Origin of the sequence: Yinghuangia aomiensis (assembly GCF_039542225.1) — a bacterium.
Classification (GTDB): Bacteria; Actinomycetota; Actinomycetes; order Streptomycetales; family Streptomycetaceae; genus Yinghuangia; species Yinghuangia aomiensis.
The window spans coordinates 263,319-276,096 of sequence record NZ_BAABHS010000006.1 but is presented as its reverse complement, the minus strand read 5'-3'; the positions used below and the strand labels follow the sequence as shown (position 1 = coordinate 276,096).

Sequence of the window (12,778 nt, the reverse complement as noted above, 5' to 3'; positions counted from 1 at the left end):
CTGACCCCGTCGGCCCCGTGGGTCCGCCGATCGGCCGATCCGTCCGCAGGGCCCCGCACCGCCGCGGGGCCCGCCGGACCGGGTTCCCCGGCCGCGGCCCGGAGCAGGCAGGATGGGGGGCGTGAACCTCATCGACCGGCTCCCCTCCGACACCGACCCCGACAGCCTCTTCGAGGCCTTCTCCGCGTGGACGGAGGAGCGCGGGATCAGCCTGTACCCGGCGCAGGAGGAAGCCCTCATCGAGGTCGTCTCCGGCGCGAACGTCATCCTCAGCACCCCCACCGGCTCCGGCAAGTCGATGGTCGCCCTCGGCGCCCACTACTACGCCCTGGCCCGCGGCGTGCGCACGTTCTACACCGCGCCGATCAAAGCCCTGGTCTCCGAGAAGTTCTTCGACCTGGTCAAAGCCTTCGGGACGTCGAACGTCGGCATGATGACCGGCGACGCGTCCGTCAACGCGACCGCGCCCATCATCTGCTGCACCGCCGAGGTGCTCGCCCAGATCGCGCTCCGCGACGGCTCCGACGCCGACGTCGGCCAGGTCGTCATGGACGAGTTCCACTTCTACGCCGAACCCGACCGCGGCTGGGCCTGGCAGATCCCGCTCATCGAGCTGCCGCACGCCCAGTTCGTGCTCATGTCCGCGACGCTCGGCGACGTCGCCCGGTTCGAGGAGGACCTGACCCGGCGCACCGGCCGGTCCACCGCGGTCGTCCGGTCGGCGGTCCGGCCCGTCCCGCTGACCTACGAGTACGTCACCACGCCGATCCACGAGACCCTCGAAGAACTCATGCGGGTCGGCCAGGCGCCCGTCTACGTCGTGCACTTCACGCAGGCCGCCGCCGTCGAGCGCGCCGCGTCGCTGATGAGCATCAACCTGGCCTCCAAGGAGGAGAAGAAGGCGATCGCCGACCTCATCGGCCATTTCCGCTTCACCACCAAGTTCGGCCGCAACCTGGAGCGCTGGGTCAAGCACGGCATCGGCGTGCACCACGCCGGCATGCTGCCCAAGTACCGGCGCCTCGTCGAGCGCCTCGCCCAGGCCGGGCTGCTCAAGGTCATCTGCGGCACCGACACCCTCGGCGTCGGCGTCAACGTGCCGATCCGCACCGTGCTGTTCACCGCGCTGTCCAAGTACGACGGCACCCGGGTGCGCCGCCTCCGGGCCCGCGAGTTCCACCAGATCGCCGGCCGCGCCGGACGGGCCGGGTTCGACACCGTCGGCCACGTGGTCGTCCAGGCGCCCGAGCACGAGATCGAGAACCTGCGCGCGCTGGCCAAGGCCGGCGACGACCCCAAGAAGCGCCGCAAGGTCGTCCGCAAGAAGGCCCCCGAAGGCTTCGTGTCGTGGAGCGGCGAGACCTTCGACCGCCTCCAGACCGCCGAGCCGGAACCGCTGACCTCGCGCTTCAAGGTCAGCCACGCGATGCTGCTCTCGGTCATCGGCCGGCCCGGCAACGCCTTCCACGCGATGCGCCGCCTGCTCACCGACAACCACGAGGACAAGCCCGCCCAGCGCCGGCACATCCGCGACGCGGTGGCGATCTACCGGTCGCTGCTCGACGGCGGCATCGTCGAGCGGCTGGAGGCGCCCGACGCGGAAGGGCGCATCGTCCGCCTCACCGTCGACCTCCAGGACAACTTCGCGCTCAACCAGCCGCTGTCGACCTTCGCGCTCGCCGCCTTCGACCTGCTGGACCGCGAGTCGCCGTCGTACGCGCTCGACATGGTGTCCGTCGTCGAAGCCACCCTCGACGACCCCCGGCAGATCCTCGCCGCCCAGCAGAACAAGGCCCGCGGCGAGGCCGTCGCGCAGATGAAGGCCGACGGGATCGAGTACGAGGAGCGCATGGAGCTGCTCCAGGACATCACCTACGAGAAGCCCCTCGACGAGCTGCTCGACCACGCCTACGAGGTCTACCGCACCGGACACCCGTGGGTCGGCGACCACGAGCTCAGCCCCAAGTCCATCGTCCGCACGATGTACGAACAGGCCATGACCTTCGTGGAGTTCACCAACTACTACGAGCTGGCCCGAGCCGAGGGCATCGTCCTCCGCTACCTCGCGAGCGCCTACAAGGCCCTCCAGCAGACCGTGCCCGACGACCTCAAGACCGACGAACTGCTCGACCTCATCGAATGGCTCGGCGAGATCGTCCGCCAGGTCGACTCCAGCCTCCTCGACGAATGGGAGCAGCTCGCCAACCCCGAGGCGGTCGAAGCCGCCGGGCCCGACGTCCTCGACGAGAAGACCCGGCCGGTCACCTCCAATGCCCGCGCCTTCCGCGTGCTGGTCCGCAACGCCCTGTTCCGCCGCGTCGAACTCGCGGCACTGCGCCGCTACTTCGACCTCGGCGAGCTGGACGGCGAGAACGGCTGGAACGCCGACCGCTGGGCGGAGGCCATGGGCGCCTACTACGCCGAGCACGACGAACTCGGCACCGGGCCGGACGCGCGCGGGCCGAAGATGCTGCTGGTCGAGGAGGAGGACTGGGGCTGGCAGGTCCGGCAGATCTTCGACGACCCGGCGAGCGACCACGACTGGGGCATCAGCGCCGAGGTCGACCTGGCCGCGTCGGACGACGAGGGGCGTGCGGTGGTGCGTGTGACCGGGGTCGACCGGCTTTGAGCCGGTTCGTCCGTCCGGGAAAATAACCCTCCGTTTTCACCCGGTTGCCGGTTGTCATCGGGCCCCGCGGCGCCGACGGTGGATCAGGAGGCCGCCGGTCCGTGGCGGGCTCCTGGTTTTTCCGAGGCTCGTAGGGAGTTATTCACGTGACGAACTGGGTCAAGAAGACTGCCGTGACGCTGGCTGCCACCGGTGCCGCGCTCGCCTTCGCCACCGGGACCGCGTCGGCCGACGCCTGGGCCAACGGTGCCGCGGTGGGCTCGCCGGGTGTGCTGTCGGGCAACGTGGTCCAGGTGCCCATCCACGTGCCGATCAACGTGTGCGGCAACTCGGTGAACATCATCGGGCTGCTGAACCCGACGGCCGGGAACGTGTGCATCAACAAGTGACGGCGCCCTGATCCGCGCCTGAAGCAGCCCCCGTCTCCATCCGTGGATGCGGGGGCTGCGGCGTTTCCGGGACCCGGGGCGCGCGGCGGCGTGGCGGGATTCGGTGGGGGAGGGGCGTGTGGGGCACGATGGGGGAATGGGTGATGCGGAGCGTGAAGGCAAGGTGAACCGGCCGGGGCGGTCCGGGCGTTCGGTGCTGTCGCTGTGGTCGCACGGCTCGGTGCTGTCGATCGCGTCCGAAGGATCGGTTCTCTCGATCGGGTCCATCGGGTCGGCCGCGTCGATCGGGTCCATCGGGTCGGCGGCGTCGGCGTTCTCGATCGGGTCGTGGCTGAGCATCGGATCCGCGCTGTCGTCGGGCTCGCTGTGGTCGGTCATGTCGGCCGATTCGCGCGGTTCGGTGATGTCGTGGCGGTCCAGCGGCGGGCACATGGACGCGCACGAGTGCCCCAGCCGCCGCGGAAAGGGCGGGCACGGCGAGCGGAGCGGGCAGCGGCTGGTCGGCGGATTCGTGGCGCTCGGCACCGTCGGGCTGCTGTGCGCGGCGGCGCGGTTCGGGCGCGGGCGGTGCCGGTCGGTCGGCTGACCGGATCAGGCCCCCGCGGGCGGTTCGCCGGGTGTCTCGGGCGGCCTGCCGCGCGGGTCGTCGCTGTTGGGGCTGGTGACCTGCTCGTCCTCGGTGCTCATCGCCTCGGCGAGCTTGGCGGCCATGGTGCGCAGCAGGTCCGGCCGCCCGGCCGACGAAGGGGACGACGAACCCGGTGACGAGGCGGGTGACGCCGCCGCCGCGGGTTCCGGGGCCGCCGGCAGTTCCGGGGTGCCCGCGGGGGCAGCCGCGGGGGCCGTGCGCTCGGCGGCGCGGGAGCCGAGTTCGGCGGCGGCGTTGTCGAGGTAGCGCAGCAGCTCGACCGGGAACGGCAGGATCAGCGTGGAGTTCTTCTCCGCGGAGACTTCCACGATGGTCTGCAGCAGCCGCAGTTGCAGCGCGGTCGGGGTCTGGGACATGACCTGCGCGGCGGCGGAGAGCTTCTCGGACGCCTGGAGTTCGCCGTCCGCGGTGATGATGCGCGAGCGGCGTTCCCGCTCGGCTTCCGCCTGGCGGGACATCGACCGCTTCATCGACTCGGGCAGCGCGACGTCCTTGAGTTCGACGCGGTCGATCTCGATGCCCCAGCCGACCGCGGGGGAGTCCAGCATCAGCGCCAGGCCCTGGTTGAGCGGCTCGCGGTTGGTGAGCAGGTCGTCGAGGTCGCTCTTGCCGATGATCGACCGCAGCGAGGTCTGCGCGACCTGCGACATCGCATACGTGTAGTCCTGCACCTCGACGATCGCGCGGACCGGGTCGCGGACCCGGAAGTACACGACCGCGTCGACGCGCACCGTCACGTTGTCGCGGGTGATGCCCTCCTGCGCGGGCACCGGCATGGTCACGATCTGGACGTTCACTTTGCGGACCCGGTCGACGATCGGCACGACCATCGTCATGCCCGGCGGACGGGTCTGGCCCTGGACGCGGCCCAGGCGGAAGACGACACCGCGCTCGTACTGCTGGATCACCCGCGCCCCGCGCGCGGCCGTGATCAGCGCGATGAGGGCCACGACGACGACTACGACGACAACTACGGCCATGGCAAGCTCCGGCGGCTCGGCAGAAAGCCCGTGTGCCTCCAGGGTAGAACTCCGGCGCACCGGCCACGAGAACCCGAACGGGGAGATATCGGGCTGGGCGGCCCGCCCGGCCGCGCCGGGACCGCCCCGGGCCGCCGCGCTCGCGCGCGCCCTCGAGCCGGCTCCCGCAAGCCGGCCCGGGCGCTGTCGCGGCCCCGGAGGTCACCCCGCCTGCGGCAGCCGGTCCAGGCTCTGCAGGTACGGGGCGGGGGCACCCGCGACACGGGTCGGCTGCTTGGGGGCGTAGCGGCCGCTGTTGAGGCCCCACTCGTAGTTGCCGCGTATCCAGTTCGCGCAGCCCTCCACGCCGCGGTCGACGGATTCGCGGTCCTCGTCGGTCAGTTGCAGCTCGTCGCACATGGCCGGGATGCGGTCGATCAGCTCGACGACCTCGTGCAGCTTCTCGTAGGTGATCTCGATGGCCGCCTCCAGCGCCGTGGCCCGGTCGCACGCGAGTTCCGCCTGCAGGACGGTGACCAGGTTGTGCTGGTCGCCGCGGCCTTCCTCGCGGTCGAGGGAGTGGATGTCGTTCATGTAAGCGATGCAGTCGGTCGTGGTGTGCCGCAGGGCGGCCATCACCGGGTGCGCCTGGACCTGCGGCGGAACCTCGAACCGGCCGATCCGTTCGATGGCGTCCAGCGAATGCTGCAGGCCTACGGTGTGCTGACGCAGCGCCGAGTAGCCCGCGAGGTCCATGATCTGCCGGTGCGACGCGAGGTGGATCTCGCACACGGCCGCTGCCATGAACCGCGCCCAGTTGCTCGCGAACCGGTTCTGCCAGGTCAGCGACATGCCCTCGCTCATTTGCGGCCAGATCTCGACCCACGCGAGCGTCACCGGGCAGACGATTTCCGGCGGTGTACCGGCCGGGCGGAAGGGGATGGCGATCATCTCGCGCGCCACCGCGGATACCTGCGCGGGTTTGTCGCCTGACGCGTCGAACTGATCGTCGAACAGGAACGCGAAGCCGAACCAGTTGATCAGCATGTCGAGGTCGTCACCGGTCGCGTACGGGTACGTGCGGGCGGCCGCCTGGGCCAAGTCCCACGACGCGTACTCGCGCAGCCCGGCCTCGCCCCGCACGAGGCCGTGGTTCCACGTCCAGTCCAGGTTCCGCACCCGGGCCCGGTCCAAGTCCGGGCTGATCCGCGAGGCGAAAGGAATCGAGAAGTGCACGTCCTGTGGCATAGAGGCTCTCCGTCCGACTCTGCCGGCGACCGTGGCCCCGGCCCCCGCCCGAGCCGCGCCCGCCGCACCGGCGTTCCCGGCTCGCCCCACCTCTACCCCCGGGTGCCCAGCGTCGCAAGGTTCCTATACCGGTGAATTACTGTGCGTGGCCCCTCTGTCGACTGATCGGCAAATTGGTGGAAAATTGCGGCAGTTGCTGTCATGTGGGAGGGGAGGCTCCGGATGCGGGTGAGGTATCCGGACACGTCGTGAACGCCCGCGGGCGGGGCTTCACAGCGGAGTTACCGGGTAGTAATGTCCGGCGCCATGACGAGCGAGCAGAGCAGCCCGCACCCGGCCGGCGGGGCCGGCCCGTCCGTCGCGGGCCCGCGGCACCACTACGACGTGATCGTCGTCGGCTCCGGCTTCGGCGGCTCTGCCGCCGCGCTCCGGCTGACCGAAAAGGGCTACCGCGTCGGCGTGGTCGAGGCCGGTCGCCGGTTCGCCGACGCCCAGCTGCCGAAGACCTCGTGGGACCTCCGCAACTACCTGTGGGCGCCCAAGCTCGGCATGTTCGGCATCCAGCGCATCCACGTGCTCAAGGACGTCGTCGTGCTCGCGGGCGCCGGGGTCGGCGGCGGCTCGCTCAATTACGCCAACACCCTCTACGAGCCGCCCGCGCCGTTCTTCCGCGACCCGCAGTGGGGCCACATCACCGACTGGCAGGCCGAACTCTCGCCCTTCTACCGGCAGGCCCGCCGCATGCTCGGCGTCGTCGTCAACCCGCACATGACGCCCGCCGACGTGCACATGAAGGCCGTCGCGGACGAGATGGGCGTCGGCGGCACCTTCCACCTCGCGCCGGTCGGCGTGCTCTTCCCGGGCGACGGCCAGAAGGCCGGGCAGCGCGTCGCCGACCCGTACTTCGGCGGCGCCGGACCCGAGCGCACCACGTGCACCGAATGCGGCGCGTGCATGACCGGCTGCCGCGTCGGCGCCAAGAACACCCTCCTCAAGAACTACCTGCACCTCGCCGAACGGGCCGGCGCCGTCGTGCACGCCGAGCGCACCGTGCGCCGGGTCCGCCCGCTGACCGGCGGCGGCTACGCGGTCGAGACGGTGTCGACGCGAGCCCGAGGGGGCCGCAGCCGGCACCGCACGTGGACCGCCGACCAGGTGGTCTTCGCCGCGGGCACCCTCGGCACCCAGCGCCTGCTGCACCGGATGGCCGGCGAAGGCACCCTGCCGCGGCTCTCCCGCCGCCTCGGCGAACTGACCCGCACCAACTCCGAGGCGCTGCTCGGTGCGGCGGCGCTGAAGACCGGCGTGGTGGACGCCAGTGCGGGAGTCGCGATCACCTCGTCGTTCCACCCGGACACCGACACCCACATCGAACCGGTGCGCTACGGCAAGGGCTCCAACGCGATGGGGCTGCTGCAGACCCTGCTCACCGACGGCGACCGCCCCCGCGTCCGGCAGTTCGTGGGGCAACTGCTCCGCGACCCGCGCAAGGCCCGCATGATGTCGGTGCGGAACTGGTCGGAACGCACGATCATCGCGCTCGTCATGCAGTCGATAGACAACTCGCTGACCGTCTACCGCAAGCGCGGCCTGCTCGGGGAAACGCGCATCACCACCAGGCAGGGCCACGGGCGGCCCAACCCGAACTGGATCCCGGCCGGGCACGAGGCCGTCGAACGGCTCGCCAAGCGGCTCGGCGGCATGGCGGGGGGCACCTGGGGCGACCTGTTCAACGTGCCGATGACCGCGCACATCCTCGGCGGGTGCGTGATAGGGGATTCGGCGGAGACCGGCGTGATCGACCCGTACCAGCGCGTGTACGGGCATCCCGGCCTGCACGTCTTCGACGGCGCGGCGGTCAGCGCCAACCTCGGGGTCAACCCGTCCCTCACCATCACCGCCCAGGCCGAGCGGGCGAGCGCGATGTGGCCCAACAAGGGGGAAGCCGACCCGCGGCCGGCGCTGGGGGACGCCTACCGCCGCATCGGGTACGTCGCCCCGCACCACCCCGCCGTTCCCGAAGCGGCCCCGGGAGCACTGCGGCTTCCGGTGGTGGAGGTGAAGTAGGAGGAAAGCGGGTCGGCCGGGGAACGCCGACCCGTGATCGCGTCGGGACTGGGCGCCGTAGTTTTGTGATGAGATACGCGGCATGGACACAAGGGCAGCCACCGGACACGAGGACGTCGCCGAATCGGTCGACGGCGGCCCCGCGCCCGATCCCGTGCCCACGGTGTTCGGCCGGCCGCTGTCCCGCCGGTGGGGCCGTGTGGTCGCCGCGCTCGGCGGGCTCGTGCTGTTCGCCTCGTTCCAGCCGGTCGGCTGGTGGCCGCTGGCCTTTGCCGGGCCCGTGCTGCTCTTCGTCGCCCTGCGCGGACGCCGCGCGAAGACCGCGTTCACCTACGGCTTCGCCTTCGGACTCACGCTCTTCGCGCCGCTGATCTTCTGGCTCAGCAATCTCGGCTGGGCCCCCTACATCGGCCTCACCGTCGCCGAATCGGCGCTGTTCGGGCTGCTCACCATGCCGGTGCCCGCCCTGCTGCGCAGCCGCGCGTGGCCGCTGTGGGCGGTCGCGTGGTGGATCGCCGTCGAGGCGATCCGCGGGCGCGAACCGCTCGGCGGGTTCCCGTGGGGACGGCTCGCGTTCAGCCAGGCCGATTCGCCCGCGCTCGGCTGGGCGGGCGTCGCCGGGGCGCCCGGGCTGAGCCTGATCGTGGTGCTGGTGCCGGTCGCGCTGGCGTGGCTGGTGCTCGCGGACGGCGCGTGGGGGCGGCGCGGCGCGGCGGCGATGCTGGCCGGGTCGGTCGGGCTGGTCGCGGCGGGGCCGCTGCTGCTGCCCGCGCGGACCGGCGGCGGGCCCGAGGTGACGGTCGCGGCGGTACAGGGGAACGTGCCGAAGGCACGGAACCTGGAGGAGCAGACCCGGGTCAAGAACGTCACCCAGAACCACGTCAACGTCACCGAGCAGCTCGCCGCGGATATCAAGGCCGGGAAGGTGGCGCAGCCCGACCTGGTGCTGTGGCCGGAGAACGCGACGGACACCGACCCGCGGTTCGAGGGGGAGCTGCGGCTGATGATCGACGCCGCGGTCAACGACGTCGGCGCTCCGGTGCTGGTCGGCGCGATCCTCGACGGCCCCGGCGACCGGCCGTACAACGCGGGGCTGATGTGGCGTCCGGCGACCAACGCCGACGGCACGCCGCAGGCGCAGCCGGGGCCCGGCGAGTGGTACGCCAAGCGCCACCTCGTCCCGTTCGGCGAGTACATCCCGATGCGGGACGTCATCGGCGGGCTCGGCGACCTGCAGCTCATCCCGCGCGACTTCCAGCCCGGGCCGGACAAGCCCCAGCTGTTCCATGTCGGCCCGATCGTCCTCGCCGACACCATCTGCTACGAGGTCGGCTACGACGGCAACGTGCGCAGCACGGTCACGCCGGGCGCGAACCTCATGGTCGTGCAGACCAACAACGCCACCTACGAACGCGGCATCCAGGCCGGCCAGAGCCAGCAGCAGTTGGACATGTCGCGGATCCGCGCGGTCGAGCACAACCGGGCCACCGTGGTCGTGTCCACCGTCGGCATCAGCGCGATCGTCGCGCCGGACGGCACGGTGCTGCAGAAGACCGGGCTGTGGGAGCCGGACTACCTCGTCGCGAAGCTGCCGCTGCGGGACGGCACGACGCTCGCCGACCGGGTCGGCTACTGGCCCGAACTGGCGATCTGCCTGATCGCCGGCATCGGCGTCCTGCGGACCGTCCGCTGGGACCGGGTCGGCGCCCGGGTGCGGCGCGGCCGGGGCACTCCGGTGGGCTGAGCGCGCTGAGCTTCGGGCCCGCCCGGTAGCGTCCTCGGCCGCCTGCCGCGGCCGGGTCAGTCGATGCGGACGATGCCGTCCGGGGTTTCGAAGTACACCGCGAGGAGGCCCGCACCCGCGTCGTCATCGTCGTCCGGGGTGCCCGGGGCGGACCAGTCGACGTCGACGTCGTCGAGCGGGTGGTTCTCCGGTTCGCCGAGCCACTGCGACACCGTCGCCGGGTCGCCCGCGATGGCGAGCTTGCGGATGCACACGGTCGTCCGGGCGTCGGCCGACGGGTGCTGGTTCATATCCAGCCACTCGATGATGTAGGGCAGCTGCGGGTCGTCCATCAGGTCGAGCACGCCGATCTGCCGCCACTTGAGGTCCACCCGGTCGGGCCGCACCCGGTGGCCGTCCACCGCGGGCCGGCCGAGGCGCTCCTCGGCGGCGCCGATGTCGTCCACGCGGGCCACCCAGCCGAGCCATCCGCCGCCGAGTTCGGCGCGCTGCTTGACGGCGCGGCCGAACGGCGCGGAGTCCGTCGCCGGGTGGTCCAGCGGCGTGACGACTTCCAGGTACATGCCGCCGGCCAGCGGAAGAACGAAGTTGCGGGTGCCGAACCGGGGGTGCACGCCGCCGTCCTGGAACGGGGCGCCGAGCAGCGAGCCGAGCCGCCCCACGGTGGAGACGAATTCCTCGGGGGACACGGCGTACGAGACGTGGTCGAGTTGCATGCGCGGCTCCTTCCCGAGGCTTCCCGGGCCAACCACCGCGACGCAGGGTTCCCTCGAACGAGGGACTCAAGGAGAGGGTGCGTCCGACCGAGTGATGCCACGTACGGGTTTACCGTCCGGCGGCGTGCCGCGGGCGCCCCGCATGCACGTGCAACCGTGTCCGATTCCGATCCCTGCCCGCCCCTGGAGTGGCCTCGATGACCAGCCCCGCCCGCCTGCCCGCCGGGAGCCGCGGATGACCGCCTCCACGACCGCGGCGGCGTCCCCGTCCGAAGACCGCACGCCCGGCCGGGCCGCCACCCTGCACGGCGATCCGCGGTTCGTCGAACTCAAGCGGCGTTTCCGGTGGTTCGTCTTCCCGATGACCGCGGTGTTCCTCGCCTGGTACCTGCTCTACGTGCTGCTGTGCGCGTACGCCCGCGACTTCATGGCCCACAAGGTGGCGGGCAACGTCAACGTCGCCCTGCTCTTCGGCCTCGCCCAGTTCGCGACCACGTTCCTGGCCGCTTGGCTGTACTGGCGGTTCGCCAACCGGCGCCTCGACCCGCTGTCCGCCGAGCTGCGCGCCGCCGAACCCGCACCCGACGTGGAGGTGGCCGCGTGACCGACCACAAGACCCTGACCGTGGCGCTGTTCACGGTCTTCATCGTGGCGACGCTGGCCATCACCGTGGTCGCCGGACGCCGCACCCGCAGCGCGTCGGACTTCTACGCGGGCGGCCGGTCGTTCTCGCCGCTGCAGAACGGCATCGCGATCGGCGGCGACTACATGTCCGCCGCGTCGTTCCTCGGCATCACGGGCATCCTCGCGCTGTCCGGCTACGACGGGTTCCTGTACTCGATCGGGTTCCTGGTCGCGTGGGTCGTCGCCCTGTTCATGGTCGCCGAGCCGCTGCGGAACAGCGGCCGGTTCACCATGGCCGACGCGATCTCCGAGCGGCTGCGCTCGCCGCAGGTCCGGGTCGCGGCCGGGATCTCCACGATCGTCGTGTCGGTGTTCTACCTGATCGCGCAGATGGTCGGCGCGGCGGCGGTCGTCGCGCTGCTGCTCGGCCTGACGTCCGACGCGGCGCAGATCTGGACGATCGTCGCGGTCGGTGCGCTGATGATCTTCTACGTCACGGTCGGCGGCATGAAGGGCACCACGTGGGTGCAGATCGTCAAGGCCGTGCTGCTGATGGTCGGCGCATGCGTCATGACGGTGTGGGTGCTGGCGAAGTTCCACTTCGACTTCTCCGACCTCATGGGTGCGGCCGCGAGCCAGTCCGGCAAGGGCAGCGCGTTCCTCGAACCCGGTCAGAAGTACGGGGCGACGGACGCGTGGTCGAAGCTCGACCTGATCAGCCTCGGCATCGCGCTGGTCCTCGGGACCGCCGCGCTGCCGCACATCCTCGTGCGCTTCTACACGGTGCGGGACGCCAAGGCCGCGCGTAAGTCGGTGAACTGGGCGATCGTCATCATCGGCGCCTTCTACCTGATGACGCTGGTCATCGGCTTCGGTGCGGCGGCGCTGGTCGGCACGAAGGCGATCAAGACCGCGGACCCGTCCGGCAACACGGCGGCGACGCGGCTGGCCGAGCACCTCGGCGGCGGGGCGGGCAGCGACGGCGGCGCGGTCATGCTGGCGTTCATCGCGGCGGTCGCGTTCGCCACGATCCTCGCGGTGGTGGCCGGGCTGACGCTGGCCTCGTCGTCGTCGTTCGCGCACGACCTGTTCGCGGGCGCGATCCGGCAGGGCCGGACGACCGAGGCGCAGGAAGTGCGGGTCGCGCGGATCGCGGCGGTCGTCATCGGCGCGGTGGCGATCGCGCTGTCCGTGTTCGCCCGCGAACTCAACGTCGCGTTCCTCGTCGCGCTCGCCTTCGCGATCGCGGCGTCGGCGAACCTGCCCGCCTTGGTGTTCTCGATCTTCTGGCGGCGCTTCACCAAGGCCGGCGCGATCGCGGGCGTCTTCGGCGGGCTCGTCTCGGCGATCGCCGTCGTGGCGCTGTCGCCGATCGTGTGGGGCGGCGCGAGCGACACCAAGCCCGCCGTGAAGCTGTCCGCCACGCAGGCGAGCAAGTGCGGTGTCGCCGCCAATGCGACAAATGTGGGCAATCCGACCGCCCTGGGGTCCTGCACGGCTGTCGCGCCGATCCCGCTGGAGAACCCCGGCCTCGTGTCGATCCCGGTCGGCTTCGCATGCGCCGCGGTGGGAACGCTGCTCAGCAGCCGCCGCCGGACGGTGGAGGACGAGCTGGCGTTCGACGAGCTGGAGGTGCGCGCGCTGACGGGCATCGGGGCGCACTGACCGGCGTCTCTCCGGGCGGTCGGTTTCCGGTGGTTCGCCGGGAACCGGCCGCCCGGACGGGGGCGTACCGGCCGGTTGCGGAAGGCGT

10 protein-coding genes are annotated in these 12,778 nt (G+C 71.5%); 7 read left to right on the top strand and 3 right to left on the bottom strand.

Annotated features, from left to right (window positions below; genetic code table 11):
• Positions 1 to 112: 112 nt before the first annotated feature.
• The 3 genes from ABEA93_RS10660 (at position 113) to ABEA93_RS10650 (ending at position 3,604) form a co-directional block, all read left to right on the top strand.
• Positions 113 to 2,629, top strand: coding sequence for a DEAD/DEAH box helicase (locus ABEA93_RS10660; RefSeq protein ID WP_345675147.1), 2,517 nt, complete (start codon positions 113 to 115; stop codon positions 2,627 to 2,629).
• A gap of 146 nt (positions 2,630 to 2,775) precedes the next feature.
• The gene (locus ABEA93_RS10655; RefSeq protein WP_423532031.1) at positions 2,776 to 3,018 is read left to right on the top strand and encodes a chaplin; all 243 of its coding nucleotides are present in this window, start codon (positions 2,776 to 2,778) and stop codon (positions 3,016 to 3,018) included.
• Positions 3,019 to 3,154: 136 nt separating this feature from the next.
• Positions 3,155 to 3,604, top strand: coding sequence for a hypothetical protein (locus tag ABEA93_RS10650; protein ID WP_345675146.1), 450 nt, complete (start codon positions 3,155 to 3,157; stop codon positions 3,602 to 3,604).
• Positions 3,605 to 3,609: 5 nt separating this feature from the next.
• On the opposite strand, the gene ABEA93_RS10645 is transcribed toward ABEA93_RS10650, so the two are convergent.
• Together ABEA93_RS10645 and ABEA93_RS10640 are read right to left on the bottom strand one after the other, a co-directional pair.
• Positions 3,610 to 4,647, bottom strand: coding sequence for a slipin family protein (locus ABEA93_RS10645; RefSeq protein WP_345675145.1), 1,038 nt, complete (start codon positions 4,645 to 4,647; stop codon positions 3,610 to 3,612).
• A gap of 201 nt (positions 4,648 to 4,848) precedes the next feature.
• Positions 4,849 to 5,874, bottom strand: a complete 1,026-nt coding sequence (locus ABEA93_RS10640) for a terpene synthase family protein (protein ID WP_345675144.1) — start codon at positions 5,872 to 5,874, stop codon at positions 4,849 to 4,851.
• A gap of 306 nt (positions 5,875 to 6,180) precedes the next feature.
• Here ABEA93_RS10640 and ABEA93_RS10635 point away from each other — a divergent pair, with 306 nt between their 5' ends.
• The gene (locus ABEA93_RS10635; protein ID WP_345675143.1) at positions 6,181 to 7,941 is read left to right on the top strand and encodes a GMC oxidoreductase; all 1,761 of its coding nucleotides are present in this window, start codon (positions 6,181 to 6,183) and stop codon (positions 7,939 to 7,941) included.
• Positions 7,942 to 8,023: 82 nt separating this feature from the next.
• On the top strand, positions 8,024 to 9,685 hold the full coding sequence (gene lnt, locus ABEA93_RS10630) for an apolipoprotein N-acyltransferase (protein WP_345675142.1): 1,662 nt from the start codon (positions 8,024 to 8,026) through the stop codon (positions 9,683 to 9,685).
• 56 nt (positions 9,686 to 9,741) lie between these two features.
• Here lnt and ABEA93_RS10625 read toward each other — a convergent pair whose 3' ends face one another.
• Positions 9,742 to 10,401, bottom strand: coding sequence for a VOC family protein (locus tag ABEA93_RS10625; protein ID WP_345675141.1), 660 nt, complete (start codon positions 10,399 to 10,401; stop codon positions 9,742 to 9,744).
• Positions 10,402 to 10,636: 235 nt separating this feature from the next.
• Between ABEA93_RS10625 and ABEA93_RS10620 the strand changes: the two genes are divergently transcribed.
• Together ABEA93_RS10620 and ABEA93_RS10615 are read left to right on the top strand one after the other, a co-directional pair.
• Positions 10,637 to 11,005, top strand: coding sequence for a DUF485 domain-containing protein (locus tag ABEA93_RS10620; protein ID WP_345675140.1), 369 nt, complete (start codon positions 10,637 to 10,639; stop codon positions 11,003 to 11,005).
• Positions 11,002 to 12,690 carry a solute symporter family protein gene (locus ABEA93_RS10615; protein WP_345675139.1) on the top strand — a complete coding sequence of 563 codons (1,689 nt, stop codon included), beginning with the start codon at positions 11,002 to 11,004 and terminating at the stop codon, positions 12,688 to 12,690. The genes ABEA93_RS10620 and ABEA93_RS10615 overlap by 4 nt, the downstream gene beginning before the upstream one ends.
• Positions 12,691 to 12,778 lie beyond the last annotated feature (88 nt).

Coding starts and splice junctions, on each gene's coding strand:
- ABEA93_RS10660 (WP_345675147.1), top strand. CDS start 113: ATGGGGGGCGTGAACCTCATCGACCGGCTCCCCTCCGACACCGACCCC.
- ABEA93_RS10650 (WP_345675146.1), top strand. CDS start 3,155: ATGGGTGATGCGGAGCGTGAAGGCAAGGTGAACCGGCCGGGGCGGTCC.
- ABEA93_RS10645 (WP_345675145.1), bottom strand. CDS start 4,647: ATGGCCGTAGTTGTCGTCGTAGTCGTCGTCGTGGCCCTCATCGCGCTG.
- ABEA93_RS10640 (WP_345675144.1), bottom strand. CDS start 5,874: ATGCCACAGGACGTGCACTTCTCGATTCCTTTCGCCTCGCGGATCAGC.
- ABEA93_RS10635 (WP_345675143.1), top strand. CDS start 6,181: ATGACGAGCGAGCAGAGCAGCCCGCACCCGGCCGGCGGGGCCGGCCCG.
- lnt (WP_345675142.1), top strand. CDS start 8,024: ATGGACACAAGGGCAGCCACCGGACACGAGGACGTCGCCGAATCGGTC.
- ABEA93_RS10625 (WP_345675141.1), bottom strand. CDS start 10,401: ATGCAACTCGACCACGTCTCGTACGCCGTGTCCCCCGAGGAATTCGTC.
- ABEA93_RS10620 (WP_345675140.1), top strand. CDS start 10,637: ATGACCGCCTCCACGACCGCGGCGGCGTCCCCGTCCGAAGACCGCACG.